At 65.5% G+C, this 25,950-nt stretch carries 20 protein-coding genes; 6 read left to right on the top strand and 14 right to left on the bottom strand.

Translation table 11 applies throughout. The features are described 5' to 3' along the window. Positions 1 to 77: 77 nt before the first annotated feature. The 11 genes from trpB to ACSQ8Y_RS01695 form a co-directional block, all read right to left on the bottom strand. Complete coding sequence (gene trpB / locus ACSQ8Y_RS01745) at positions 78 to 1,313, bottom strand: tryptophan synthase subunit beta (protein ID WP_436264752.1); 1,236 nt, start codon at positions 1,311 to 1,313, stop codon at positions 78 to 80. Beyond that, the gene (locus ACSQ8Y_RS01740) at positions 1,294 to 1,989 is read right to left on the bottom strand and encodes a phosphoribosylanthranilate isomerase (RefSeq protein WP_436264751.1); all 696 of its coding nucleotides are present in this window, start codon (positions 1,987 to 1,989) and stop codon (positions 1,294 to 1,296) included. The genes trpB and ACSQ8Y_RS01740 overlap by 20 nt, the downstream gene beginning before the upstream one ends. A 145-nt stretch (positions 1,990 to 2,134) precedes the next feature. Next, on the bottom strand, positions 2,135 to 2,962 hold the full coding sequence (truA, locus tag ACSQ8Y_RS01735; protein ID WP_436264750.1) for a tRNA pseudouridine(38-40) synthase TruA: 828 nt from the start codon (positions 2,960 to 2,962) through the stop codon (positions 2,135 to 2,137). Between the two features lie 63 nt (positions 2,963 to 3,025). Next, positions 3,026 to 5,941, bottom strand: a complete 2,916-nt coding sequence (locus tag ACSQ8Y_RS01730) for a FimV/HubP family polar landmark protein (protein WP_436264749.1) — start codon at positions 5,939 to 5,941, stop codon at positions 3,026 to 3,028. Between the two features lie 206 nt (positions 5,942 to 6,147). Next, complete coding sequence (gene asd / locus ACSQ8Y_RS01725; protein WP_436264748.1) at positions 6,148 to 7,275, bottom strand: aspartate-semialdehyde dehydrogenase; 1,128 nt, start codon at positions 7,273 to 7,275, stop codon at positions 6,148 to 6,150. A gap of 95 nt (positions 7,276 to 7,370) precedes the next feature. Next, positions 7,371 to 8,444 (bottom strand): 3-isopropylmalate dehydrogenase, encoded by a 1,074-nt coding sequence (leuB, locus tag ACSQ8Y_RS01720; protein ID WP_436264747.1) that lies wholly within the window; start codon positions 8,442 to 8,444, stop codon positions 7,371 to 7,373. A 25-nt stretch (positions 8,445 to 8,469) separates the two neighbouring features. Continuing rightward, positions 8,470 to 9,117 (bottom strand): 3-isopropylmalate dehydratase small subunit, encoded by a 648-nt coding sequence (gene leuD, locus ACSQ8Y_RS01715; protein ID WP_436264746.1) that lies wholly within the window; start codon positions 9,115 to 9,117, stop codon positions 8,470 to 8,472. A gap of 60 nt (positions 9,118 to 9,177) precedes the next feature. Next, on the bottom strand, positions 9,178 to 9,312 hold the full coding sequence (locus ACSQ8Y_RS01710; RefSeq protein WP_436264745.1) for an entericidin A/B family lipoprotein: 135 nt from the start codon (positions 9,310 to 9,312) through the stop codon (positions 9,178 to 9,180). A gap of 29 nt (positions 9,313 to 9,341) precedes the next feature. Next, the gene (gene leuC, locus ACSQ8Y_RS01705; RefSeq protein ID WP_436269726.1) at positions 9,342 to 10,745 is read right to left on the bottom strand and encodes a 3-isopropylmalate dehydratase large subunit; all 1,404 of its coding nucleotides are present in this window, start codon (positions 10,743 to 10,745) and stop codon (positions 9,342 to 9,344) included. A gap of 184 nt (positions 10,746 to 10,929) precedes the next feature. After that, entirely contained in the window at positions 10,930 to 12,837 is a 1,908-nt protein-coding gene (locus ACSQ8Y_RS01700; protein ID WP_436264744.1) for a chemotaxis protein CheA, read from the bottom strand. Beyond that, positions 12,837 to 13,673: a protein phosphatase CheZ gene (locus tag ACSQ8Y_RS01695; protein WP_436264743.1), complete on the bottom strand. Its 837-nt coding sequence runs from the start codon at positions 13,671 to 13,673 to the stop codon at positions 12,837 to 12,839. The genes ACSQ8Y_RS01700 and ACSQ8Y_RS01695 overlap by 1 nt, the downstream gene beginning before the upstream one ends. Positions 13,674 to 14,086: 413 nt before the next feature. Here ACSQ8Y_RS01695 and ACSQ8Y_RS01690 point away from each other — a divergent pair, with 413 nt between their 5' ends. From ACSQ8Y_RS01690 to ACSQ8Y_RS01665, 6 genes are all read left to right on the top strand, one after another. Beyond that, entirely contained in the window at positions 14,087 to 14,554 is a 468-nt protein-coding gene (locus ACSQ8Y_RS01690; protein ID WP_436264742.1) for a universal stress protein, read from the top strand. 73 nt (positions 14,555 to 14,627) lie between these two features. After that, positions 14,628 to 15,272, top strand: coding sequence for a response regulator (locus ACSQ8Y_RS01685; protein ID WP_436264741.1), 645 nt, complete (start codon positions 14,628 to 14,630; stop codon positions 15,270 to 15,272). 137 nt (positions 15,273 to 15,409) lie between these two features. Continuing rightward, positions 15,410 to 16,312 (top strand): Crp/Fnr family transcriptional regulator, encoded by a 903-nt coding sequence (locus ACSQ8Y_RS01680; RefSeq protein WP_436264740.1) that lies wholly within the window; start codon positions 15,410 to 15,412, stop codon positions 16,310 to 16,312. Positions 16,313 to 16,446: 134 nt separating this feature from the next. Beyond that, positions 16,447 to 16,650 carry a hemin uptake protein HemP gene (gene hemP / locus ACSQ8Y_RS01675; protein WP_436264739.1) on the top strand — a complete coding sequence of 68 codons (204 nt, stop codon included), beginning with the start codon at positions 16,447 to 16,449 and terminating at the stop codon, positions 16,648 to 16,650. A gap of 80 nt (positions 16,651 to 16,730) precedes the next feature. Beyond that, the gene (locus tag ACSQ8Y_RS01670) at positions 16,731 to 17,072 is read left to right on the top strand and encodes a hypothetical protein (RefSeq protein WP_436264738.1); all 342 of its coding nucleotides are present in this window, start codon (positions 16,731 to 16,733) and stop codon (positions 17,070 to 17,072) included. Positions 17,073 to 17,076: 4 nt separating this feature from the next. Then, the gene (locus ACSQ8Y_RS01665) at positions 17,077 to 18,327 is read left to right on the top strand and encodes a DUF2325 domain-containing protein (RefSeq protein ID WP_436264737.1); all 1,251 of its coding nucleotides are present in this window, start codon (positions 17,077 to 17,079) and stop codon (positions 18,325 to 18,327) included. Positions 18,328 to 18,400: 73 nt separating this feature from the next. Here the strand turns inward: ACSQ8Y_RS01665 and ACSQ8Y_RS01660 are convergent, their stop codons facing one another. The 3 genes from ACSQ8Y_RS01660 to ACSQ8Y_RS01650 form a co-directional block, all read right to left on the bottom strand. Continuing rightward, on the bottom strand, positions 18,401 to 21,295 hold the full coding sequence (locus ACSQ8Y_RS01660; protein WP_436264736.1) for a TonB-dependent receptor: 2,895 nt from the start codon (positions 21,293 to 21,295) through the stop codon (positions 18,401 to 18,403). A gap of 267 nt (positions 21,296 to 21,562) precedes the next feature. Continuing rightward, entirely contained in the window at positions 21,563 to 24,316 is a 2,754-nt protein-coding gene (locus ACSQ8Y_RS01655; protein WP_436264735.1) for a TonB-dependent receptor, read from the bottom strand. 267 nt (positions 24,317 to 24,583) lie between these two features. Further along, positions 24,584 to 25,948: a sulfite reductase subunit alpha gene (locus tag ACSQ8Y_RS01650; protein ID WP_436264734.1), complete on the bottom strand. Its 1,365-nt coding sequence runs from the start codon at positions 25,946 to 25,948 to the stop codon at positions 24,584 to 24,586. Between the last annotated feature and the right edge of the window lie 2 nt (positions 25,949 to 25,950).

The following is a 25,950-nucleotide window of genomic DNA, read 5'->3' as shown; positions in this document are numbered from 1 at the left end:
AGAGGAATATATATTCTGTCATTCCCGCGCAGGGCTCGGCGCCCCTGCGGGAATGACACCGGCAGAGCGGACTGCGGCTAGCCGAAATGCAGCCCCATGCGCTCCGCCACCGTGTGCATGTCCTTGTCGCCGCGGCCGGACAGGTTGGCCAGCACGATCTTGTCCTTCGGCAGGGTGGCCGCCAGCTTGGCCGCGTAGGCCAGCGCGTGCGACGATTCCAGCGCCGGGATGATGCCCTCGATATGGCAACAGTCGTGGAAGGCCTGCAGCGCCTCCTCGTCCGTGATAGACACGTATTCAGCGCGGCCGATGTCCTTCAGGTACGCGTGTTCCGGCCCCACGCCCGGATAGTCCAGGCCGGCCGAGACCGAGTGCGTCTCGATGATCTGGCCGTTGTCGTCCTGCAGCAGATAGGTGCGGTTGCCGTGCAATACGCCCGGATAGCCCTTGGTCAGCGATGCCGCGTGCTTGCCGCTGTCCAGGCCCTCGCCCGCCGCTTCCACGCCGACCAGCTGCACCTGCTTCTGGTCGATATAGGGATAGAAAATGCCCATGGCGTTGGAGCCGCCGCCTATGCAGGCGACCACGTAGTCCGGCTGGCGGCCCGTCATTTCCGGCATCTGCACCAGGCATTCCTCGCCGATCACGGACTGGAAGTCGCGCACCAGCATCGGATACGGGTGCGGGCCGGCCACGGTGCCGATGATGTAGAAGGTGTTTTCGATATTGGTGACCCAGTCGCGCATGGCCTCGTTCAAGGCGTCCTTCAGGGTCTTGGAGCCGGACTCCACCGGCACCACGGTCGCGCCCAGCAGCTTCATGCGGTAGACGTTCTGCGCCTGGCGCTTGACGTCCTCGCTGCCCATGTAGACCACGCACTCCAGCCCGAAACGGGCGCAGATGGTGGCGGTGGCCACGCCGTGCTGGCCGGCGCCGGTTTCGGCGATGATGCGCGGCTTGCCCATGCGCTTGGCCAGCAAGGCCTGGCCGATCACGTTGTTGATCTTGTGCGCGCCGGTGTGGTTCAGGTCTTCGCGCTTGAAGTAGATCTGCGCGCCGCCGGCCATCTCGGACCAGCGCTTGGCATGGTAGATCGGCGAGGGACGGCCGACGAAGTGCTTCAGCTCGTAGCGGAACTCGTCGAGGAAGATGGGGTCTTTGCTGTAATGCTCGTAGGCGGCGTTCAGCTCGGCCAGCGCAAAGGTCAGCGTTTCGGCGGCGAAGGCGCCGCCGTAGGGGCCGAAATGGCCGCGGGCGTCCGGCAGGTGGTAATCCGTGGCGTGGAACAGCGCGTTAGGTACTTGGTCTTTCATGGGGCGGATCTCTCTCAATGATGGCGTCGGCATCACGGACCGCGCGCACGAAGGCGGCGATCTTGTGGGCGTCTTTTATGCCCTTGGACGCTTCGACACCACTGCTGATGTCAACCGCGTAGGGGCGTAGCTGTGCCACCGCGCCAGTCGCGTTGAGTACGCTCAAGCCACCACTCAAAACGGCCCGATGCGCGAGATCTTTTGGAACGAGTGACCAATCGAAAACCTTTCCTGCGCCGCCGTAGGCATCCACCCAGGTATCGAGCAAGAGGCCCGAAAACAGCCTGCTGGATGCACGGCATTGTGTTTCGTATTCTAGCAAATCGTCCGGCCGCGTGTCGGGTTTGACGCGGAATACCCGCAAATAGGGCCGATTTGCCAGTGCGGCCGCCGCCGCGCACTGCTCGGCGGTCTCGTCGCCGTGGAACTGCAGCAGGCCGACCGGGGCCATGCGCACCGTCTCGGCCACCTGTTCCGGCGTGGCGTTGACGAACAGGCCGGTGGCCGTGACGAAGGGCGGCAGGCCGGCGATCAGTCCGGCGGCGCGCTGCGGCGTGACGTAGCGCGGGCTCTTGTCGTAGAACACGAACCCGGCGGCGTCGGCGCCGGCGGCCACCACGGCGGCCAGGTCTTCTTCACGGGTCAAGCCACAAATCTTGATGCGGGTGCGGTGCATGGTCAGTCCTCAGGTCATGGGCGGCGCACTTGGCGGCTTACGTGCTGCGCACCAACCCGCCCTGCGGTGCAAGGCGCGTCAAGTGCGCAGGGCGGCTTAGCGGGGCGCGCCGAGCGGGGCGCGCCGAGCGCAGCGTAACACGCCATTAAAACCAGGGTAGCGGCCGTGCGCTCTCCTGCGGCAGGCCCCACCGTTCGTCGTATTCGATGTCGGCCAGGTAGAGGCCGTCCGGCATGAAGGTGGGCGCGGCCCGGGAACGGTCTTTGGCGGCCAGCAACTGGCCCAGCCACTCGGGCTCCTCGCGCCCTGCACCAATGTACACCAGCGAGCCGACCAGGTTGCGCACCATGTGGTGCAGGAAGGCGCTGGCGCGCAGGGTGAACACGATCAGGTCGCCATGCCGTTCGATGCGGATCTCGTGCATCCGCTTGACCGGCGTTTTGGCCTGGCAGTGGGCGGCGCGGAAAGTGCTGAAGTCGTGCTCGCCGATCAGCGCGGGCACGGCGGCGCGCATGCGCTCGACGTCCATCGGGCGGTGCGTGAAACCGGCGCGGCCGGCCAGCAGCGGCGAGCGCACGGCGTGGTTGTGCAGCAGGTAGTGATAGGTGCGCGAGCGCGCGCTGAAGCGGGCGTGGAAGTCCTGCGGGGTGTGCAGCGGGCGTTCGTGGAAAGCCGGGCCGACCTCCTGCACTTCCTTGGCCCAGCGCACGCCGATCGAGTCGGGCAGGAAGGCGTTGATGCCGCGCACCCAGGCGTGCATTTCACGGTTCAGCTCGGTATCGAAGTGGACCACCTGGCCCAGCGCATGCACGCCGGCGTCGGTGCGGCCCGCGCACGTGGTGGCCAGCGGCACGGTGGCGAAGCGTCGCATCGCCTTTTCCAGCTGGTCCTGCACGGTGTTGCCGCAGGGTTGGGTCTGGTAGCCTTGCCAGGCCGTGCCGTCGTACTGGACTCCTAATGCGATGCGTTTCAATTGCTGCTCTGTATGTTGTGTGCCTCGGCGCATTATACCCGTGCGCCGAGGCAGCCATACGGCTTAGCTGAGCAAGGCACGCATGGAACTGGCGCGCGAAACCTGGTCGTCGCTGCCGCCGCGTATCACTTCATCCAGCAGTTCGCGCGCGCCTTCCTTGTCGCCGATTTCCTGGTAGGCGATGGCCAGGTCCAGCTTGGTGTCCATTTCCATGTGCATGGCCGACATTTCCTCGTCGGCGGCCGGCGCCTTGGCCGGCGCGCCGCTGCCGATCAGGTCCAGGTCGATGCCGGACAGGTCGAACTCGGCCGGGGCCGGCGTCTGGGACGGCGCCGCAGCGGCGCCGTCGGCGCCGGCCAGGTCCGGAATGGCGAAGTCGTCCATCGTCAGCTCGGCCGAGGCCGGCGCAGCCGGTGCTGCGGCCGGGGCGTCGGGCAGCTTGAAGTCCATCATGTCCAGCTCGGCCAGCGGGTCAGGCTGCGCCGATGGCGCGGCGCCGGGCGCTGCGGTCAAGGCGGGCAGGTCGAGGCCGAAGTCCATGCTGAAATCGTCGGCGCCGGGGGCTGCGGCTTCAGCCGCAGGCGCGGACGCGGCCTTAACCGGCGGCGGCTCCAGGTCGAAGTCCAGGTCGAACGGATTGGCCTCGGCTTGCGGCGCCAGCGCTTCGGCCACGATGGCCGGCTCGTCCGCCGGTGCCGGCATCTCGATGGCGGCGGCTGTCGGCGCGGCCACCGGCTCGAAACTCAGGCCGCCCAGGTCGAAGTCCAGGAAGTGGTCGGCGTCCGCCGCGGCCGCCATCGAGGCCGGCGTCGGCGCGGCGGGCACTGCCGCCGGCGCGTCGAAGTCCGGCAGCGCGGTGGCGTCGCGGTCCAGGTCGAACTCCATGATATGGGCTTGGTCGGCGTCGGGCGCAGCGGCCGGCGCGGCTGCCAGCGCGGCGTCCGAGCTCAGGTCCAGGTCCAGGCCGCTGAAATCGGCCGCCGAGGGCGCCGCGGCGGCGGGCGCAGCGGTCGCCTCGGCGAACATGCTGGCAAAGTCTTCCGGCAAGGGCTCGCGTCCGCCATCGGCGGCCGCGCCAAGATCTGCGCCAAAGTCCGCTGCGGAGGCCGGAGTACTGCCCGCCGCGCCGGCGTACAGCGGATTGAGCGGGTCGATGGCCAGGCCCAGCAGCGCAGCCTGGGCCCACTCCTCGCCCTCGCCTTTGCTCAGCGCATACAGTTCGCTGGCCTGGGCCTCGAACGAGCGCGCATCCTTGCGGTTGGCGAAGATTTCCATCAGTTTCAGGCGCACCGCGTGGCGTTCCGGATGGGTACGCAGCGCTTCCTTCAGGATTTCCTCGGCCTGGGCGTCGCGGCCGTAGGCGATGTACACGTCCGCCTCGGCCACCGGGTCGACTTCATTGGTGTCGAGCTGGCTGGCCGACGGGGCAAAATTGGAATTGAACACGCTGTTGTTGGTGTCCACGCTCTGGCCGCCGGTCTCGGCGATCAGCGGCTGGGCTTGCGCGCCGGGATCGCCCAGCACGCTGATTTCCGGCTTGGCCGCCACCGCCTGCTCCTGCTTGCGGCGGCGCGCCAGCAGATACATGCCGCCACCGAGCAGCGCCGCCAGCGCGATGCCGACGGCCTGGATGTTGTCCATCAGCGTATCCATCAAGCCAGGCTCGGCCACCGGCGGCTGGGCCATTTTGATCGCCGGCTTAGGCGCGGGCGCGGCCACCTCAGGTGCGGCGGCAGGCGCGGCGGCCGCCATGGCTGGCGCTGAGGCGGCAGGCGCGCCGGCGGCCTTCTGCTTCTCGGCCATGGCCTTGCTCTTCACCGCCATCAGCTTTTCCAGGTCGGAGACGTTTTTTTCCAGTTCCTTCACGCGCGCGTTGGCTTCGGCCACCTGCTTCTCGCGGGCGATCTTGTCTTCCTCGGCCTGGGCGGTCTTGCCGGGGGCCGGCGCGCCTGTGGCTTTCGACAGCTTCAACTGGTCTTTCGCTTCCGTGACGGCGGTCGGGCGCTCCTCCACCTTGGCCGTGATCTTGCCCGCTGCGCTCTGGCTGCTTTCCGGCGCCTTGGCCGGCGCGCTGGCCGACACCTGGCCCGCCAGCTTGCTGCGGTAGGCGTTGAAGTCGGCCGCGTGGGCGATCACCACGCCGTGCGCCTCGCCCTCGTTGGCGCCGCCCTTGATGGCGTCCGAGTCCGGCACCGACAGGATCTGGCCGGACTTCAGGCGGTTCATATTGTTGTTGATGAATGCTTCCGGATTGGCGCGGTACAGCGCCACCAGCATCATGTCGAGCGAGATGTCGACCGGCTTCAGCTGCGAGGCGATGCGGCCCAGCGTGTCGCCCGGCTTGACGCGGTATTCCTTGGCGCTGTCGCCGGCCGGGGCGCGCGGGGCCGGGGTGGCGCGGCTTGCGGGAGCGGGAGCGGGAGCGGGAGCGGCTGCGGGGGCGGCACGCGGCGCGGAAGGGGTGCTCTGCTGGGTGCCTTGCTGCGCGGCCGCTGCGGCGGCGGCGCGGCCCGGCACGTCCACCGGTGCGGCGACCTGGGCCGCCTGCGTGCTGCGCAGCTCGGCCGGGTCGAGCAGGAAGGTGTATTCGCGCACCAGGCGCCCGCCGGTCCAGCTCAGTTCGAGCAGCATGTCGACGAAGGGCTCATTGACCGGCTGCGAGGAACTGACGCGGATGAACTGGCGCCCGTTGCGCTGGTCCACCTCGAAGCGCAGCGACAGCAGGGCCGGGTTGAAATCGATGTTGGCGAGGCGGAAGGCGTCCGCCGGGGCCAGCTTGGCGGCCAGGTTGGCGGCCTCGTCGGCAGTGACGGCGGTCAGCTCGATCTCGGCGCGCAGCGGCTGTCCCAGCGACGACAGCACGGTCAGCTTGCCAAGACCGGCGGCGTTGGCGGTGGGAGCAAGCAGCACGGCACAGGCGACGGCGCTGGCGAGCGTTTTCAACGCGAACGTAACGGTGTTGGGGCGATTTACATGCATAGTGTCGAGGCCGTCTCTGAGATATGGGGGAAAAGTTGCTTTCCGAGATATACCAACATATCACCATGCACAGGACCATGCAAGCTTTGCGGCTGCTTCTGTCACCTCCTTGCTGAATTCATAGTTTGATGCCAAGAAAAAAGGCCGATCCCCCTATGAGATCGGCCTTTTGAACTGGCATTCCCGCGAAAGCGGGCATCCAGGTTTTATTTATCGAGCACGATGCGCAGCATGCGGCGCAGCGGTTCGGCCGCGCCCCACAGCAGCTGGTCGCCGACGGTGAAGGCGGACAGGTATTCGCCGCCCATCGACATCTTGCGCACGCGGCCGACCGGTATCGTCAGGCTGCCGGTGACGGCGGCCGGCGACAGGTCGCGCACCGACGCTTCGCGCGTGTTCGGCACAAACTTGACCCACTGGTTGTCGCTGGCGATGATGTCGTTCACCTCATCGAGCGGCACGTCCTTCTTCAGCTTGATGGTCAGCGCCTGCGAGTGGCAGCGCATGGCGCCGATGCGCACGCACAGGCCATCGACCGGGATAGGCGCGGTGCCGAAGTCCAGGCCGCGGCCCAGGATCTTGTTGGTCTCGGCACCGGCTTTCCACTCTTCCTTCGACTGGCCGTTGCCCAGGTCCTTGTCGATCCACGGGATCAGGTTGCCGGCCAGCGGCGCGCCGAACTGCTTGATCTCGTCCGGCGAGTAGCCGTGCTGGGTGGCCAGCACCTGGCGGTCGATCTCCAGGATGGCGGCGGCCGGGTTGTCCAGCAGCGGACGCACGGCGGCGTTGATGGTGCCGAACTGGGTCAGCAGCTCGCGCATGTGCTGCGCGCCGCCGCCCGATGCCGCCTGGTAGGTCATGGAGGTCATCCAGTCCACCAGGTCGTGCTTGAACAGGCCGCCCAGGCCCATCAGCATGCACGACACGGTGCAGTTGCCGCCGACGAAGTTCTTCACGCCCTTGGCCATCGCGTCCTTGATGACGTTCAGGTTGACCGGGTCGAGCACGATGACCGCGTCTTTTTCCATGCGCAGCGTGGAGGCCGCGTCGATCCAGTAGCCGTTCCAGCCGGCCGCGCGCAGTTTCGGGAACACCTCCGAGGTGTAGTCGCCGCCCTGGCAGGAGATGATGATCTCGCAGCGCTTCAGTTCGTCGATATTGGTGGCGTCCTTCAGCGTGGTTTCATTCTTGGCCATCGCCGGGGCCGCGCCGCCGGTGTTCGAGGTGGTGAAGAACACCGGCTCGATGTGCCCGAAATCGCCCTCTTCCTGCATGCGCTGCATCAGGACCGAACCCACCATGCCGCGCCAACCTACCAGACCTACGAGTTTCATTTTGTATTCCCTTGCGTATGAGATGCCGGCATGTCGTTCCCGCGCAGGCGGGAACCCATACTCAGCATGGATCCCCGCCTGCGCGGGGACGACAGTTAATGTGACAGCGCTGCCACGACGGCATCGCCCATTTGTTCCGTGCCGACCTTTGTGGTGCCGGCTTCGTAGATGTCCGACGTGCGCAGGCCTTGCGAGAGCACCTTCTTGACGGCGTTCTCGATGCGGTCGGCCTGCTCGGCGCGGTTCAGCGAGAAGCGCAGCATCATGGCTGCGGACAGAATGGTCGCCAGCGGATTGGCGATGCCTTTGCCTGCGATGTCCGGCGCGGAACCATGCGACGGCTCGTACAGGCCCTTGTTGTTTGCATCGAGCGAGGCCGACGGCAGCATGCCGATCGAACCGGTCAGCATGGCCGCCGCGTCCGACAGGATGTCGCCGAACATATTGCCGGTGACGATGACGTCGAATTTCTTCGGCGCGCGCACCAGCTGCATGGCGGCGTTGTCGACGTACATGTGCTCGAGCGCCACGTCCGGGTATTCCTTGTGGACGTCGGTGACGATGTCCTTCCAGAACTGGAAGGTCTCCAGCACATTGGCCTTGTCCACGCTGGTCAGGCGCTTGTCGCGCTTTTGCGCGGCCTGGAAGGCGACGTGGGCGATGCGGCGGATTTCGCCTTCCGCATAGCGCATGGTGTCGAAGCCTTCGCGCTGGCCCTTGAACGGGCCGTCCGGGCACTCGCGCACGCCGCGCGGCATGCCAAAGTAGATGTCGCCGGTCAGTTCGCGGATGATCAGGATGTCCAGCCCGGACACCACTTCCGGCTTCAGCGTCGAGGCGCCGGCCAGTTCGGGGTAGAGGATGGCGGGACGCAGGTTGGCGAACAGGCCGAGGTTTTTGCGCAGGCCCAGGATGGCCTGCTCCGGGCGCAGCGCGCGCTCCAGGCTGTCGTACTGGTAGTCGCCGACGGCGCCGAACAGCACCGCGTCGGCCGCCTTGGCCAGCGCCAGCGTGCCTTCGGGCAGCGGGTGGCCGTGCGCGGCGTAGCCGGCGCCGCCGACCGGCGCGCTTTCCAGTTCGAACTTCTCGCCAAGCACATTCAGTACCTTGACTGCCTGTGCCACGATTTCCGGGCCGATGCCGTCGCCCGGGAGGATTGCAATTTTCATGTTGAGACCGACTAGGTTAGATCATTCAGATGACGTTGGCCAGCCATGGCTGGTTCGCCAGATGCCGTTCCTCGAAGGCGCGGATGTCGTCTGCGTGGCGCAGCGTCAAGCCGATGTCGTCGAGCCCGTTCATCAGGCAATACTTGCGGAAGGCGTCGATCTCGAAGGGGTAGGAGATGCTGCCATTGCTGGTGGAAATGCGCTGCTGCTCAAGGTCGACCACCAGGCGGTAACCGGGGAAGGCCTTGACTTCATTGAACAGATGATCGATCTGTTGCTCGCTCAACACGATGGGCAGCAAGCCGCTCTTGTAGCTGTTATTGAAAAAGATGTCGGCGAAGCTGGGCGCGACGATGGCCCGGAAGCCGTACTGGTCCAGCGCCCACGGCGCGTGTTCGCGCGAGGAGCCGCAGCCGAAGTTCTTGCGCGCCAGCAGGATGGAAGCGCCCTGGTAGCGCGGCTCGTTGAGCACGAAGTCCGGGTTCAGCGGGCGCTTGCTATTGTCCATGCCCGGTTCGCCGTGGTCCAGGTAGCGCCACTCGTCGAACAGGTTGGGGCCGAAGCCGGTGCGGTGGATGGACTTCAGGAATTGCTTGGGGATGATGGCGTCGGTGTCGACGTTGGCCCGATCCAGGGGCGCCACCAGTCCTTCATAGATCGTAAATTTTTCCATGATGTTTTCTGCAAAGTGCGGCCCGGTGCGGGCGTTGCCACTGCGACCGGGCGCATAAGGTTATTTCCCGCCGGCGCTGGTCACGACCTGGCCGACCTTCTGGACGTCCTTGCCCACGCCGGAAATGGTGTTGCAGCCGGTCAGGACGATGCTGGCGACGATGGCGGCGGTAATCAGGGCGGATAGCGATTTCATAGTGGGACTCTCTTAGTAAAAAATGGTAATCAGTGCGCCTTGCGCACGTCGACGAAATGGCCGGCGATGCCGGCTGCCGCCGCCATGGCGGGCGACACCAGGTGGGTGCGTCCGCCCTGGCCCTGGCGGCCTTCGAAATTGCGGTTGGAGGTCGAGGCGCAGCGCTCGCCCGGTTCCAGGCGGTCGGCGTTCATGGCCAGGCACATGGAACAGCCCGGCTCGCGCCATTCGAAGCCGGCGTCGCGGAAGATGCGGTCCAGGCCTTCGCGCTCGGCTTGTTCCTTGACCAGGCCGGAGCCCGGCACCACCAGCGCCAGCTTGACGTTGGAGGCGCGCTGCTTGCCGCGCACCACGGCGGCGGCGGCGCGCAAGTCCTCGATGCGGGAATTGGTGCAGGAGCCGATGAAGACCTTGTCGATGCGGATGTCCTCGATGGCCGTGTTCGGCTTGAGGTTCATATACACCAGGGCTTTTTCCATGGCGTCGCGCTTGACCGCGTCTTTTTCCAGGTCCGGGTCCGGCACGCGGCCGTCGATGGCGACGACCTGCTCGGGCGAGGTGCCCCAGGTCACTTGCGGCTTGATCTCGGCGGCGTTGAGCATGACCACCAGGTCGAATTTCGCGCCGGCGTCCGAATGCAGCGTGCGCCAGTATTCCACCGCGCGCTCCCAGTGCGGGCCGGCGGGCGAGAACGGGCGGCCCTTGACGTAGTTGATGGTGGTGTCGTCCACGCCGACCATGCCGGCGCGCGCGCCCGCCTCGATTGCCATGTTGCAGACCGTCATGCGGCCCTCCATCGACAGCGCGCGGATGGTGGAGCCGCCGAATTCGATGGCGTAGCCGTTGCCGCCGGCCGTGCCGATCTTGCCGATGATGGCCAGCACGATGTCCTTGGAGGTGACGCCGGCCGGCAGCGCGCCGTCGACCTGCACCAGCATGGCCTTGGATTTCTTCTGCAGCAGCGTCTGGGTGGCCAGCACATGCTCCACTTCCGAGGTGCCGATGCCGTGCGCCAGCGCGCCGAAGGCGCCGTGGGTGGAAGTGTGCGAGTCGCCGCAGACCACCGTCATGCCCGGCAGGGTCGCGCCCTGCTCCGGCCCGATCACGTGCACGATGCCCTGGCGCTTGTCGTTCATGTTGAAATAGGTCATGCCGACCGATTTCGTGTTGGCGTCCAGCGTTTCGACCTGCAGGCGCGAAGTCGGGTCGGCGATGCCGTGGCTACGGTCGGTGGTGGGCACGTTGTGGTCGGCCACGGCCAGGTTGGCCGAAATGCGCCAAGGCTGGCGGTGGGCCGCGCGCAGGCCGTCGAAAGCTTGCGGGCTGGTCACTTCATGCACCAGGTGGCGGTCGATGTAGAGGATGGACGTACCGTCTTCCTCGGTGCGCACCACGTGGGATTCCCAGAGTTTGTCGTAAAGCGTCTTCATGATTGCTGCTACTGCCCGTATGAAATTTTGACTTTGATTATGCCATAGTTGTGCAATACAGAACCAAGCCCGTCTGTCCGCCTCGTGGGCCGATGCGGCTGTGGGTCCCGATACACCTTATGACGCCCTTTGAAAAAAAAGCCTGCGGATCGCGCAGGCTTTTGTGTTTTCTTGCTGCCGGCGGACTTTAAGCCGCCATGCGCACACTACCCCTGCATCCGTCCATCAGGAACGATAGGCCCACTACTAGCACCAGGTCGCCCTCCGCCGAACGCGCGGTGCCGGTAATGCCCTCGACGGCGATCGCCGTCATCGGTTTAATCACCAGGTCGGCAGTGCCGTCCACCGCTTCGACCGCCAGGATGTATGGCTGCGGCGCGTTGACCACGATGCCGACGCGCTCCGAAACAGGAGCATAACCCAATGCGCCGGCCAGCGTGCGGACCGGCAGCGGACGGCCCTGGTCCTTCAGTACCGGCGCGCCGCCCACTTCCATGAATTCCTCCGGCAGTTCGACCACGCGCTGGACCACCGCCATCGGCAGCGCCAGCAGCGCGCCCGAGGTCGACACCAGCATGGTCGGCACGATGGACAGCTCGATCGGCAGGCGGATGGCGAACTTGGTGCCCTTGCCCAGCGCCGATTCGATGTGGATGGCGCCGCGGTTTTTCTCGACGGCGGTTTTCACCACGTCCATGCCGACGCCGCGGCCCGACACGCTGGAGGCCACTTCCTTGGTCGAGAAGCCCGGCAGGAACACCAGCTGGTAGGACTCGTCGTCGGTCATATTGGCGCTCGGCGAGATCAGGCCCTTCTCGGCCGCCTTCTTGCGCAGGCCGACCGGGTCCATGCCCTTGCCGTCGTCCTGCAGCACGATCATGACGCTGTTAGCTTCCTGCCATGCTTTCAGCGAAATATAGGCTTTGGCCGGCTTGCCGGCGGCCACCCGCACGTCCGGCGACTCGACACCGTGGTCGAGCGCGTTGCGCAGCATGTGCACCAGCGGATCGTACAGGCTGTCGACCACCACGCGGTCGACTTCGGTTTCCGCGCCCTCGATGGTCAGTTCGACTTCCTTGCCCAGGTCCTTGGCCAGTTCGCGCACCAGGCGCGGGAATTTCTGGAACAAACGGCCCACCGGCTGCATGCGGGTGGCCAGCGTGGCGCGCTGCAGTTCGCTCGAGTAGCGCGAGGCGCGTTCCAGCGTCTCGGTCAGCGCCGACATCAGGCTGGCGGCCTGGCCTTCGAATTTGAACTGCTGCAGGCGCTCGAGCAGCACCGCGGCCTGGTTGGCGGCCTGCACCGATTCGCCGGCCACTTCCAGCAGCGCGTCGAGCTTGACGGCGTCGATACGGATGCTTTCTTCCTTGGCCGGCTGGGCGTGCGCCTTGTCGTCGCGCTCCGGGCGGGCGCGCACGGCTGCCGCGGCGGGGGCCGGGGCCGCTTCGCCATGCACTTCGGCCAGCGCGGCGACGCCGGCGGCGACACCTTCGGACACCGCCTGGCCGGCAGCCGATGCGGCGGCGGCCGGCGCCGGCGCGCTGCGGGTGTACGTGCCTTCCGGGACGACGGCGATATACATGCCTTCCCAGTCCAGGCCGTCGGCGCCGTTCGCGCCGGCAGCCGCTGGCGCGGCGCTGGCGGCGGCAACGGCGGGCGCGGCGGCCGGGACCGGCGCGGCCGGCTTGGCAGCCGCTTTCGGCGCCGAGGCCTTGCCTTCGATCGCGTCGGTCAGGATTTTTTCCAGCTCGGCCGGCATGGCCGGCAGGTCTTCCGCGGCGCCGCCGTTGTTCAGTTCGGTCAGCTGGTCGGCCACGAAGCCGGACGCCATCAGCGCCGCCTCGATCGCGATCGGCGTGACCGGCGCGGCGCCGGTGCGCAGCGCGTCGAACAGGTTTTCGGTCAGGTGGCAGGCCGACACCAGCGCGCCCAGGCTCATGAAGCCGGCGCCGCCCTTGATGGTGTGGAAGGCCCGGAACACCGCGTTCAGCGTTTCCTTGTTTTCAGGATCGCGTTCGAGGCGCAGCAGGTTTTCCTCGACATTTACCGCCAAGTCCATCGCCTCGACGACGAACTCCTTGAGCATATCGTCCATTAGAATCCCAGATCGGCAAGAAGGTCATCGACATTGTCCTGGTTCAACGCCACCGTCGGGGCGGAGGGGCCGGACATCAGCGACACCTCTTTTTGCGCGATCTTCTCGCGCACCTCGGTCGGAGCATTGTCGCGCAGCAACTGCGCCAACTCGGTCTCCACCGTCTTGGTGATCACCACCACCTTCTTGATCAGCTGGCCGGTGATGTCCTGGAAATCCTGCGCCATCATGATGTCGAGCAGGCGGGCCTTCTCGGCCTCGGTGGCCTCGGACACGGCTTGCGCAAAGGCGCGCGAATCGCCGGCCAGGGACTTGAACTGGTCGATGCTGAGCTTGCCCGCGTACAGGTCGGCCCAGCGCTCTTCCATTTCCTTGGATTTCTTCGACAGCACATCCTGCGCCGGCATGCCGTCGTCCAGGGTGTTGAGCACCTTGTTGGCGGCCTGTTCGGTCAGCGAGGCGACGTATTCCAGGCGGTCCTGGGCGTCGACGATCTGGGTCGAGGCCTCGGTCAGCGCCTTGTCGTAGCCCAGTTCGCGCAGCGAATCGTGCAGCAGGCGCACGATGCCGCCCAGGCGCTCGAACATCGGGTTGCCCTCGTGGTCGTGGGTGGCGGCGGCCGGCGCGGCGGCTGCGGGGGCGGCGGCCGGGGCTGCGGCTGCTGGGGCTGCTGGGGCGGCGGCCGGAGCCGGGCGGGAGGCGGAGACTTCGTCGAACAAGCTCTCCAGGTCGTCTTCGGCGGATGCGGCTGCAGCAGGGGCCGGTGCGGGTTCTGTAGCGCGTTGCGCGGACACTTCATCAAATAGTGCATCGAAATCATCAGCGGCGTTGGTCATATCCCTGCTTCTCCATAATTTGTCAAAATGCTGCACATGCTGTTCACCCCGGCGTCCCTCGTGATGACACCCGGCAATATTCAACCGCTTACGCGAGTGTAGCAGGGGGCTGCCCGCTAATTCAATCACCAGTGCCGGAAAGCGGCCTGCCCTGCCCTGCCGCGTGGCGAAAAGGAAGTTTACTGTTGTATTTGCAGATACTAACATCGCTGGATGCCATCCGGGTATGCCCCATGGGAACAAATACGGGCGGCGGCGAAAAAATCGCGCCGGGACAGCTTGGCGTTTTGGGCACCTAACCGGAAGTTTCTTGATAAATATCAAGTCTTTCCATCCTAATAATGGGCCAAATCGGGGCTACAATAAAGTATGAGGCCCGATGCCAGCCCGATACCCCGCGAAAGGAGCTGCTTATGTACCGCAAAATCCTGATTACAACCGATGGTTCGGCTGTCTCGAGCATGACGGCGTGCGCCGGCGTCTCCTTCGCCCAGCAAATGGGCGCCGATGTGCTGGCTTTATTTGTCGCCCCTGAATACCAATACCCGATTTATGTCGAGATCATCCCGCCCAGCTATCCGAGCGAAGAGGAATACCGCGCCGCCATGCGCCGCGCCGGGGCAGACCATGTGCAACCCATCCTGGAAGCCTGCCGCAAGAAAGGCCTGGAATGCGAGGGCATGACGGCCTTCGCCGAGAGCACGGCGCTGAAAATCGTCGAAGTGGCGGAACAGCAAGGCTGCGACCTGATCTTCATGGGCTCGCACGGCCGCAGCGGCTGGGGCCAGTTGCTGCTGGGCAGCGTCACCCACAAAGTGCTGTCGCATTCCAAGCTGCCGGTGCTGGTGCACCGCCTGATCAAAGAGCCGCTGCCGGACTGACCGCGACTTAACGCAGGTGGCGGCCGCGCCGCCACCTTCTCCCCATACCCAGTCATTCACCCCACGCAACCCAATGATAAGAATTGTCATAGCAGACGACCACACCATCATGCGCGAAGGACTCAAGCGCATCCTCGACGGAGCACCCGACATCGACATCGTAGGCGAGGCCATAGACGGCTTCGAAGTGCTGAACCACATCCGCCAGGGCGGCTTCGACCTGCTGCTGCTGGACCTGTCCATGCCGGGCCGCAGCGGTGTCGAGCTGATCCGCCAGATCAAGAGCGAAGCGCCCAAGCTGGCCATCCTCATCCTTACCATGCACGAGGAAGAGCAGTACGCGGTGCGCGCCATCCGCGCCGGCGCCCAGGGCTATCTGACCAAGGAAAGCGCCGGCACCCAGCTGGTGGGGGCGATCCGCCGCGTGGCCGCAGGCCGCCCCTACATCAGCACCGAGGTGGCCGAGCAACTGGCCCTGAACATCATGATGCCGAACGAGAGCCTGTTGCATAAACAGCTGTCGGACCGCGAATTCGAGGTTTTTTCGCTCTTGGTGGCAGGAAAATCGATCACCGAAATCGCCAATGGCTTGCATCTTAGTGTAAAGACGGTCAGCACCCACAAAACCCGCATCATGCAGAAGATGGGCATGAATTCCCTCTCTGAGATGGTGCAGTATGCCGTCGCCCACCGCCTGCTCTCCCCCTTCAAGACCTAGGAATATTCCTACGGACGGGCGCAGACTCCTACGCCCACATTCAGCCTCTGCTGATATCCCCGGCAAGATCATGTTGGCATACTGAAATCACACGTCAGAAGTTGCCAGATGTTCATAATTGTCACAGGGAGAAAAGCATGCAGTCCACGCAAATATCTGAGTTCCGCCCCGGCATGCCGGTGGCGCAGCCGCCCGGTCTGGAAGCGGGACGCCAGCGCCAAGGCCGCCTGTGGTCGAATCTGAAGGAAGTCTGCGAACTGCTGCACATCCCTCCGGTCAATATCGCCCATTCCGAAGAACTGCTGTTCCAGCACGTGCAGTTCAAGACCGGCCAGCGCATCCACACCATCGGCCAGCCTTTCGACATGCTCTACATCGTCAACTCCGGCTTCCTGAAGACCGTGCTGATCGACGAATTCGGCAACGAACAGGTACTCAGCTTCCCGATGAAGGGCGACATGATGGGCGTGGACGGCATCCACACCCGCCATTACTCGTCCGAGGCGGTGGCGCTGTCGGACTGCGACCTGATCCTGCTGCCCTTCCGCAAGCTGGCCGCGCTGGGCCGTGTGCATATCGAACTGGAAAACATGATGTACGGCGTGATGAGCCGCGAACTGGTGCGCGAGCAAGCCATGATAGGCATGCTGGGCGCGCTCAGCGCCGAGGCGCGCGTGGCGCGCTTCCTGGTGGCGCTGTCGGACCGCTTCGCGCAAATGGGCTACTCCAGCAAGCTGTTCAACCTGCGCATGACGCGCCACGAAATCGGCAGCTACCTGGGCCTGACGCTGGAGACCGTCAGCCGTACGCTGTCAGCCTTCAACGAAGTCGGCCTGATCAGCGTGGACCAGCGCACCATCGGCATCAAGGATCCGGAAGCGCTGAAAAACCTGCGCCGGCTGCCGCCGTCGCGCGCGCGCGGACGCCAGCCCTCGGCCAGCCGCGCCAAGGCGGCCGCAGCGGCCGCCGCCGCCGCCGTGGTGGTTGCCGCGACACCGTCCCAGCCCGCAGAGCCGGCCGAACCGATGGTCGCCGCCTGAGGCCTTGCCCCCCTTTCCCAGTTTGGCCCGCCCCGGCGGGCCTTTTTTATGGGCCGCCAAAAATACCCTTGCAAATACGGCACGCCTGGTGAATAATGCAAATGCGAATCGTTCTCATTTAAAGGAGTAGAGCAATGCATGCAGACAAATCCCCGGCCTCCCCCCTGGTTCCGGCGGCCAGCGCCGCCATCCCTGCCCCGCTGCGCACGGCACCGGCCGTCCGCCGCCTGACCAGCGCCGGCCTGATGCAAGACCAGCGCGAAGTGGAAATCGAACACGGCAGCAAGATCTACCGCCTGCGCATCACCCAGCTCGGCAAGCTGATCCTGACCGCCTGAGCGCCCCCCTGTCGTCCCCTTCCCCAGCCAGCCAGCCGCCCCGCGGCAGCCAGCCACCCTGACCTAGCGAGGAGTGCCTGATGGCTATTATCGACCGTAGCAACCCGATTTTTCTCACCACCAACAAGGACGGCCAGCGCCCGGAGCTGATGCTGTCGGCCGTGCTGCACCTGATGTCGCACTACACGGCCAGCGCCGGCGAGAGCGGCGCCTGTCTGAAACTGGCTTGCGTCATCGAACGCCACCTGAAGGCGCTGGCCGGACTGCCGGAACTGGCGCCGGTGCTGAGCGCCACCTGCCTGCAGTTGTCCGAGCAATGGGCCGGGGTGGTCGAGCGCGCCATGCCGGCCCCGGAAAAGAACACCTTCCTGGCCCGCATCATGGCGCGCACCCGCAGCGAGCAAACAGTCGAAGGCGCTTGATCCCATGTGCGACAAACATGCAAGACCGGCGTCCGCCCCCGCCCAGACTTCGCGCCGGCGCCGCCTGTGGGAACTGGGCCATGCCAGCCACTGCCCGCTGGTCGGCGTGGGCATGCCGCTGGCGGCGCTGCGCAAGCTGGTGGGGAAAATCACGGGCGGCACCGTGGTGGCGGACGACTATGAAGTCCACGTCGGCGTGGTCACCGAGTGCAACAGCCGCAACCGCCTGTCCGAGGCGCTGCAGAAGGAACTCGAGCGGCGCTATGCCGGCGTGCTGCTGCGCTTCAGGAACGCCAAGGATGCCGAGGCGGTGGCCGCGCTCTGGCGCGCGGCGGTGGCCAACGGCGACGTGGCGGGCGCCTTCTGGGCCGGCCTGACGCATGCGCGCTGCACGCCGGAACTGGAGGAGCAGATGTGCCGCGACCTGCACATGGTGCAACACCAGGCCGGCGCCTGCGCGCGCGCCGACATCACGCGCTTCCACGCCGTGCTGGAGGAGAACTCGCGCATGACGCGCGAACTGGCGCGGCTGCAGCAGCGCAACGCGGCCATGCAACTGGAGCGCAATGCCGAACTGGACCAGCACGCCAGCCAGTTGATGCAGTTGCGCGCCCAGCTGGTGGGGCGCGAGAGCCTGGCCGATTCGCTGCGCCACGAGCTTGAGCAGCTGCGCGCCTCGATACCCGGCCTGGAAACGCGCGACCGCCTGTCCCAGCGCCTGAGCCAGGTCGACGAGCGCGAGCGCGCGCTGCGCAACCAGGTGGGCGAATTGCGGCAGGAACTGGCCCGTGCCAACGCCGCGCTGGCGGTCCAGGCCGGCCAGGCCGGCGCGTCATCCGAGACGGCGGCCGGCGGCACGGGCGCCGGGGGCGGACAGATTGCGGCCGGCCAGCCCGCGCCGGGTGCGGCCGCCGCCGTCACCGAACATGTGATCCGCATGCCGCAGCGGCTGGCCGACCGCGCCGTGCTGTGCGTGGGCGGACGCAGCGGCAACGTGGCGACCTACCGCGCGCTGATCGAACGGGTCGGCGCCCAGTTCTCGCACCACGACGGCGGCCTGGAGGACAACGCCAACAAGCTTGACGCGAGCTTGGCGGCGGCCGACCTGGTGATCTGCCAGACCGGCTGCATCAGTCACAGCGCCTACTGGCGCGTGAAGGACTTCTGCAAGCGCACCGGCAAGCGTTGCGTGTTCATCGACAACCCCAGCATTTCCAGCCTGGCGCGCGGCCTCGAGGAAGCCGAACTGACGTGAAAAAGCCCCGCTGGCTTGCGCTGGCGGGGCCTGCCGCGCAGCCAGGGCTGCGCGATTGTGCATACTGCGACGATTACTTGAAGGCGTACTTCGCGGTAACGCGGAAGTTGCGGCCCATGCCGTTGTGCAGCTGGCTGTTAAAGCCTTCCACCACAGTGCTGGTGCCGTAGCGCGGATCGTAAGGCGCGGCCTTGTCGAGGATGTTCTTGACGTTCAGCGACAGGGTCAGGTCCTTGATGCCGGTGTACGAATACGCCAGGCCGAAAGTGGTCCAGCTCGCCACTTCGCAGTGCGGGTTGCTGTACTTCGGCAGGCCGCCCAGCTGCTTGCCACCAACTTGGCCTTCGCCATAGTGGCAGAACGGGGTCGGGTAGACGAGCGCGTTGTCGTACTTGCGCATCAGCGACACGTGGTCGACGAAGTCCATCATGCCGGTCAGGCTGTGCACGCCCCGGGTCCAGTTGGTCGAGAACGACACGCGGTTGCGCGGGTTGTCGCCGGCCGACACGTTCCAGTCGGCCAGGCCGCCGTTGGCGCCAGCGGTGTTGTACGTGGCGTCGCCCGGTTTCATGGCGCGCTTGAAGGTGGCCAGGTAGCTCCAGTTCAAAGTGCTGCTCAGGCGACCGTAATCGCCCAGCGCGTGACGGTAGCTCACTTCCAGGTCCACGCCGGCAACCTGGGTGCTGCCCTGGTTGATGTAGGAACGGTTCGCCTGCAGCAGCGGGCCCGAATTCGGCACCACGGTGCCATCGGGCAGCACCAGCTGGTTGGCCGGGTTGGTGTCGCGGATCACCGACGCGCCCGGGTACTGGGCCGGGTGGTCGACCACGGTCTGGGCGCTCAGCAGAGCCGTTTCATCGCGCAGCTTGATGTTGTAGAAGTCCACCAGCACGTCCAGGTTCCTGGTCGGCTGCAGGATCAGGCCCAGCGACATCGATTTCGATTTTTCCGGCTTCAGCTCGGGATTGGCTCTCGACAGGCCCGAGATGCTCTTGTTGCAGTCGACCGTGGTTGCGTTGCCGAGCGGGTTCACGCCGTCCGGGCAGCGCACCGAATCGATCACCGACACGAAGGACTGCACGCCGCCGGGCGACACCTGGGTCAGCGCCGGCGCGCGGAAACCGCGCGCGTAGCTGGCGCGCAGGGCGACCTGTTCGGTCACGGTCCACTTGCTGCCGACCTTGGGCACAAAGCTCGATGCGGTCGGGTACTTGTCGTAGCGGCCGGCGAAGTCCATTTCAAAATTCTTGAAGAACGGCGTGCGCAGTTCAACGAAGGCGGACTTCACGTTGCGCTGGCCGTCGGCCACCGAGTTGGCCAGGCCGATGATCTCGCCGCGCTGCGTCGCCATGTCCGGCGTCAGGCCGATTTTCTCCTGCCGGGCCTCGGCGCCGAACGCCAGGCCGATGTCGCCGCCTGCCAGCTTGCCCAGGGTGGCCGACGCCTTGGCGTCGATCTGCACCACTTGCGAGAAGCCGGTGTTGGTCAGGTCGCGGGTGGCGGTCGGATCGGCGATGGTTGCCGCAATCGTGCGGTTTTCCGTCATGATGCGTTCGACGGTCGGGCGGTACAGGTAGCCGCGGCCGGTTTCGGTGCGCTCGCCACGGTTCCACAGCACACCGGTCTCCCAGTCGAACATGCCGCTCGTGCCCTTCAGGCCGGCCAGCACGCGGAACGTTTCGTTGATGTTTTCAGCGCCACCGGTGTGGCCCATCATGCGGAAGCCGACTGCCGAACGCGAGGCCGGCTTAAAACCATTGGCCGCGGTGAACGGATTGTCCGGGTGGCCGACCGGCAGGATCAGCTGGAACTGCGACGACGGCTTGCCGTCGGCGGTGAACACGGTGCTCGACGTGGTGCTCGAGACGGTGCGCGGCGCGCCCAGGTAGGTGCGCTCGGAACGCGAGTACGACGCTTCGGAGAACGCGGTGACCGACTCGTTGACCTTGAAGGTGGCGCGGGCCAGCACGTTGGCGTCCTTGCCCGCGCTCTGCACTTCGTTGAAATCGTTCAGGTTGAAGTTGCAGAAGGTACGTCCGACCAACACACTGGTCGCCGGGATGTTGTGGTCGGCGATGCTGCCCACCAGCTGTTGCGACGGGTCGCAATTGCTGCGGTTGATCACGTCGGCGCGCTGCGCGTAGGTGCTGGCGAAGTTTTTGCCGCCGGCGGTGCGCTCGCGGTAGAAGAAGGGCTGGTCCGTCAGGCTGCTCGAGTACGGATTCAGGCGGCCCTGGATGTAGGCGTAGGCAGCCTGGTCCACGTCCGAGGTCGCGTCGGCGATGCGGGTGCTGTCGCGCTTGGAGAGGTCGAAGGAGATGAAGGCGTTGAAGCGGTCCTTGTCCAGGTCGCCGAAGCCGATCAAGCCGTTGACAGTCTTGCGGGCGAATTCGCCGTCGTCGTTGCCGGATACGCTGGCCGACATTTCGATGCCGGTGAAGTCGCTCTTGGTGATGAAGTTGATCACGCCGGCGATCGCGTCGGAACCGTACACGGCCGATGCGCCGTCCTTGAACACTTCAACGCGCTCGATGGCCGACAGCGGGATCGAATTCAGGTCGTACACGGCCGATTTGCCCTGGTTCGGGTCGGCGTAGGCGGACGAGGCGATGCGGCGGCCGTTCAGCAGCACCAGCGTGGAGGACGAACCCAGGCCGCGCATGGAGGCGGTGGCCGCGCCGCGCGAGAAGCCGCCGTCGACCACGTCGACCGACGAACCGGAGCCGAAGGCAGGGATGGAGTGCAGCAGTTCGGCCACGGTGTTGGCGCCGCTGGCGGCGATCTGCTTGGCGTTCACGGTCTGGACCGGCGACGAACCTTCCTTGTCGGCGCGCTTGATGTTGGAGCCGGTCACGAATACCTTGGCGACCGGGGCTTCGGCCGCTTGTTGCGCGATGGCGAACTGGGTCGTGCCCAGTGCGAGTGCGACGGCGACGACGCCTTGCTTCAGTACTAACTTATTGTTCAAAACTTACTCCGCTGTAGTGAGATCTTGTGACTGTCCCGGCGCGGTAGCGCCGGCCACCATCTGTAACGATGGCTTTTTCGAAAGCATGGGTATTTTTTCGAAAGGCGCGATCTGAACATTCAGGTTGATGAAAGTCAATCAATGCAGGGAAAAACGGCCGCCATCGGCAACATTTCACGAAAATACAACAGAGTTATCGAAAATTTACGTCAAAAAAAAGCCCCGCAGGCTTGCGCCTGCGGGGCTCCGGTGCTAGTGCGCAGCTCTTTAGAACTGGTAGTTGCCGGTCATGTAGAAAGTACGGCCCAGCGGATCGGCGTAGCGCGGGTCGAAACCGACCTGGTGGCCCGACGAAGCGCGCAGCGAGAACGGCGGGTTGCGGTCGGCGATGTTTTTCACGCCGGCGCGCAGGCCTACCTGCTTGCTCACTTGCCACTTGCCCTGCCAGTCGAACGTCAGGTGCGAAGGCACTTCCAGGCGGAATTTCTCCAGCTTGTTGGTCGCCAAGTTGCGGCTTTCCGCTTCCGCGTCGGTGTAGCCGTTGCGGTAGTTGGCCGTCAGCGTGTTGGAGAACTTGCCGGTGTCCAGCGTGGTGCCCAGGCGGACGATGTGGCGGAACGCCACCTTATCGTTGAGACCGAAGTAATTCATGCTCGAGGTCCAGTCGTCCTGCGTACCGGCCTTGGTGTAGTCGGACTTGATCAGGTAGGTGCCGTTCAGCACGCTGGTCAGGTTGCCGAATGCGAAGCGGTGGCGGTAAGTCGTCTCCCAGTCCACGCCCTGGTTGTGGGTCTGGCCGATGTTGACCGACAGGGTTTTCTTCGCCCAGTAGGTCTGGTTGTTGCCCGGATCCACAAAGGTGGTGAACAGGTCGCGGAACTTGACCGGGTCGCCGAAGATCTGCAGTTCGCTCACGCTGGAGACCGCGTCGCGCATTTTCACGTCCCACAGGTCGGCCTGCACCGAGAACGTCGAGCTTGGCTCGTAGCGGAAGCCCACGCTGAACTGCTTGGATTTCTCCGGTTTCAGGTTTTCGTTGCCGCCCGAAATGACGTTGTACTGGCGCTTGCCTACCTGGCAGTAGTCGGCGTTCTCCGCCTTCAGGTTGGCCGGGCAGTCCCACGACGAAGCGGTAAAGCCGGCAGTCACCAGCGGCTGGCCGATGTCCAGCATGCTAGGCGCCTTGAAGCCGGTGCCGTAGGAGCCGCGCGCCAGGAAGGACGGGGTCGGCTGCCAGCGTGCCGACACCTTGTAGGTGCTGGACGACTCCTTCTTGCCCATCTCGCGCTTGGCGAGCGCGTTCTTGACGGCGTTGAAGGTGTCGTAGCGGGCGGCGGCGGTCAGCTCGACAGTCTTGTGCACAGGCGCGCTCAGTTCGGTGAATACGCCGTAGTTGGCGCGTTGCAGATCGTAGGCAGGCGAGGCGCTGAAACCGAAGATGTCCGCGCTGGTGGCGTGCGGGCTCTGCTCGTAATGGTAGTCGCGGTAGTCGCCGCCCAGTGCGATGGCGGCCGGACCGCCCGGCAGGGCGATCAGTTCACGCGAAGCGCGCGCGTCGATGCCTTTCAGCGTGGTGGATGCGTCGCGGATCGAACCCTGGTAGACCGAGTTGGCGATCAGTTGCCTGGTTGCGTCGGACTGCGCGCCTATGCCCAGGAAGGGGTCGAACAGGTTTTTCGCCAGCATGTCGCGGAATTCCGCGTTCTTCACGTAACCGCCGACATAGCGTTCGTCGATTGCGTTTTTCGACCAGGTCAGGCCGGTGCCGAAGTTCCAGGCGCCCAGTTCACCTTCCGCGCCCAGCACGAAGTGTTTGGAATCGGTGATGGTCCGGCTGTCGCGGGTGCCCCAGTCGTATGTACGGTAGCTGGCGGTCACGGCTTTGACATCGGCGTCCTGCGCGGCCGTCATGTAAGGCTTGACGTAGGTGTTGTACAGCGGCGAGTTCTTGGCGATCGACACCGACGCGGTGTTGGGCGCGATGCGGGCGGTCAAGTCCAGGCGCGAGTAGGCGGCTTCGGCGAACACGGACAGGTTGTCGGAGGCCTTGAAGGTGGCTTTACCGAAGAAGCTGTCGCGCTTGTTTTCCGGCACGATCTCAATGGTCTGCACGAAGTCGAAGCCGCAGTTCTGTACCAGCGCGGTATTGCTCAGCGCCAGCTGGTTCATCGGCGCGCAATTGCCGTTCTTCTTCTGGTAGGGATTGAAGCCGATCGGCTGGCTGCCCGCCTTGTTGAAGGTGGCCGAGACGTTGGCCGGAATCGCCGCCGGGCTGGTGCGGTCGTAGATGTAGTTGTTGCCGTTATTGCTGAACGGAATATAGGCGGTGTCCGCGAAGTCGCGGTCCAAGGCCTTGACCTGCTTGCGCTCGTCATGGCGGAACGACGCCATCACATTGAAGCGGTCCTTGGCCAGGTCGCCGAAGCCGTAGGTGGCGTTGACGTTGTACTGCGTGCCTGCGCTGCTCTCGCCCGGCTGGCTGTAGGTGGCTTCGATGGTGCCGCCCTGCAGGTTTTTCTTCAGGATGAAGTTGATCACGCCGGCGATCGCGTCCGAACCATACAGGGCCGAGGCGCCGTCGGTCAGGATTTCGACGCGCTCAACCGCGCTCATCGGAATGGCATTCAGGTTGATGGTGCTGCCCGAACCTTGCGGCGCGACGCGGCGGCCATTCAGCAGCACCAGGGTGTAGTCCTCGCCCAGATCATGGATCGAAGCGGACACGCGGCCACCCGAGTTGGTGCCGGCCGCGATTGCGTCGATGGTGAAGCCTTGCATGGAAGGCAATGCCTGAATCAGCTCGGCCACTGAGGTGGCGCCGGACTTGGCGATCTGCTCTTGCGACAGGCGCTGCACTGGCAGTGCGCCTTCCACGGCGATGCGGCGTATGGCCGAACCCGTGATCTCTACCTTCTGGATCTGCTCCTGAGCAACTGCGTTGCCGCTCAGCGTGGCAGCGCCGGCCAGCACCGCGAGGGCCAGGCGTACCGAGCGCGCAGCGATTTTCTCTTTCAAAACCATTCATAACTCCCGTAGTCGTGGATCACTTGTGCAAGTGCCGAAGGCCGGCCTTGCATCTTTAGAACAGCGATTATGTAATGCGACGGGGGCGTTCGGCATTGGCTAAATACAACTTCCATTGCCAAATAATCATTAAAAAGGTGAGAATTGGAGATAATTCAGATGAGGCCGCTTGATTTCGAATTATCTATCGTGGAAATGCGCCAAAACACGGTAATTTGTCTTATTTCCACAACGTAGCCGCCTAACATCATTTCCCAAGCGTCATTAGTAAACGTCGCGGCGGTAGCGGCCCTGCGCCGCGAGATGGGCCATGGTTGTGCGGCCCAGCACGGTTTCCAGGGCCTGGTCGACGCCTGCCGCCATGCCCTCCAGGCTGCCGCAGACATAGATCGCGGCCCCCTCCTCCACCCAGGCGCGCAAGCGGTCCGCGCGCGCCGGCAGCAGGTCCTGCACATAACGCTGCGGGCCGCCGTCGCGCGACCAGGCCAGGTCCAGCTGGGGCAACTGGCCCGCAGCCTGCATGGCCGAAAGCTCGTCGCGGTAGTGGAAATCGTGGGCCGCCTGGCGTTCGCCGAACAGCAGCCAGTTGCGCACCTGCCCAGCGACCGCGCGCGCGCGCAGATGGCCGCGCAAGCCGGCGATGCCGCTGCCGTTGCCGATCAGGATCAGGGGCCGGCCGGCATTGCCCTCGAGGCGGAAACGGCGGTGCTGGCGCAGCCGCAGCTGCACCGTGTCGCCGGGCCGGGCCTGGACGCACAGCCAGCCTGACGCGTGGCCGTGGCTGCCATCGTCGTGCAGATGCAGCCGCACCAGCAGGTGCACCCGGCCGTCCTGCGGTATCGAGGCGATCGAATACTCGCGCGCGCGCGACGGGTCCGACGGCGCGGCCACCTGCACCAGGTCGCCCGCCTGCCATTCCGGCAGCCGCTCGCGCAACGGCTCGAGTTCGATATGGTAGACGGGGGCGCCGGCGCTGCCCGGGTTCAAGTGGCGGCGCTCGGCCAGGCGCCAGGCGCCGAAGGCCGGGGCGCTCCAGTCCGGCGCGTCGCTGGTGCCCACCAGGTGGCTGAGCTGCTGGCGCCAGGCGGCAATGGCGGGTGCGGCGTTGCAATTGACTTCGATGCGCTCGAACAGGCTCTGCGCGCCCTGCTCCTGCAGCCACTGGTCCAGCGCGCGGCCGAAGCCGCAGTAATGGAGGTAGGAACTGTCGCCCAGCGCCAGCACCGCGTAGTGCAGCTGCGTCAGCGGCACGCTGCGCGACATCAGGCGGCTGGCGAAAGCCGCCGCCGAGTCGGGGGCGTCGCCCTCGCCGTAGGTGCTGACCAGGAACAGGATGCGTTCGGCGCCGGTGAGATCCGCCTTCCTCAGCGCGGACAGTTCGCACAGCCGCGCGGCAACGCCCGCCAGCCGCAGCGTCTCCCGCGTCTGTTCGGCCAGCGCCTCGGCGTTGCCGGTCTGGCTGGCGTAGGCAACGATCCAGCCCGGCGCCAATGCAGCCGCCGCCTGCCCCGCCGCGCCCGCCAGACGCTTGCGGCGCGAGCGCAGCCAGGGCAGCAGGCAAACCAGGCCGTAGCAAACGAAGCAGGCCACCGTCAGCAGCAGGCGCAGGGGATCGATAGTGAATATCATTT

Source organism: Pseudoduganella sp. LjRoot289 (assembly GCF_964252925.1).
Taxonomy (GTDB): Bacteria; Pseudomonadota; Gammaproteobacteria; order Burkholderiales; family Burkholderiaceae_D; genus Rugamonas.
Note: the sequence above shows the minus strand (reverse complement) of the source record. Positions and strands in the feature narration are given on the sequence as shown.

Excerpts from the sequence above, each read along its gene's own strand:
- ACSQ8Y_RS01690 (WP_436264742.1), top strand. The coding sequence starts at position 14,087 with ATGTACCGCAAAATCCTGATTACAACCGATGGTTCGGCTGTCTCGAGC.
- ACSQ8Y_RS01680 (WP_436264740.1), top strand. The coding sequence starts at position 15,410 with ATGCAGTCCACGCAAATATCTGAGTTCCGCCCCGGCATGCCGGTGGCG.
- ACSQ8Y_RS01695 (WP_436264743.1), bottom strand. The coding sequence starts at position 13,673 with ATGACCAACGCCGCTGATGATTTCGATGCACTATTTGATGAAGTGTCC.
- hemP (WP_436264739.1), top strand. The coding sequence starts at position 16,447 with ATGCATGCAGACAAATCCCCGGCCTCCCCCCTGGTTCCGGCGGCCAGC.
- trpB (WP_436264752.1), bottom strand. The coding sequence starts at position 1,313 with ATGAAAGACCAAGTACCTAACGCGCTGTTCCACGCCACGGATTACCAC.
- ACSQ8Y_RS01685 (WP_436264741.1), top strand. The coding sequence starts at position 14,628 with ATGATAAGAATTGTCATAGCAGACGACCACACCATCATGCGCGAAGGA.
- ACSQ8Y_RS01710 (WP_436264745.1), bottom strand. The coding sequence starts at position 9,312 with ATGAAATCGCTATCCGCCCTGATTACCGCCGCCATCGTCGCCAGCATC.
- ACSQ8Y_RS01730 (WP_436264749.1), bottom strand. The coding sequence starts at position 5,941 with ATGCATGTAAATCGCCCCAACACCGTTACGTTCGCGTTGAAAACGCTC.
- ACSQ8Y_RS01670 (WP_436264738.1), top strand. The coding sequence starts at position 16,731 with ATGGCTATTATCGACCGTAGCAACCCGATTTTTCTCACCACCAACAAG.
- leuD (WP_436264746.1), bottom strand. The coding sequence starts at position 9,117 with ATGGAAAAATTTACGATCTATGAAGGACTGGTGGCGCCCCTGGATCGG.
- asd (WP_436264748.1), bottom strand. The coding sequence starts at position 7,275 with ATGAAACTCGTAGGTCTGGTAGGTTGGCGCGGCATGGTGGGTTCGGTC.
- ACSQ8Y_RS01655 (WP_436264735.1), bottom strand. The coding sequence starts at position 24,316 with ATGGTTTTGAAAGAGAAAATCGCTGCGCGCTCGGTACGCCTGGCCCTC.
- ACSQ8Y_RS01740 (WP_436264751.1), bottom strand. The coding sequence starts at position 1,989 with ATGCACCGCACCCGCATCAAGATTTGTGGCTTGACCCGTGAAGAAGAC.
- leuB (WP_436264747.1), bottom strand. The coding sequence starts at position 8,444 with ATGAAAATTGCAATCCTCCCGGGCGACGGCATCGGCCCGGAAATCGTG.
- ACSQ8Y_RS01650 (WP_436264734.1), bottom strand. The coding sequence starts at position 25,948 with ATGATATTCACTATCGATCCCCTGCGCCTGCTGCTGACGGTGGCCTGC.
- ACSQ8Y_RS01665 (WP_436264737.1), top strand. The coding sequence starts at position 17,077 with ATGTGCGACAAACATGCAAGACCGGCGTCCGCCCCCGCCCAGACTTCG.
- ACSQ8Y_RS01700 (WP_436264744.1), bottom strand. The coding sequence starts at position 12,837 with ATGGACGATATGCTCAAGGAGTTCGTCGTCGAGGCGATGGACTTGGCG.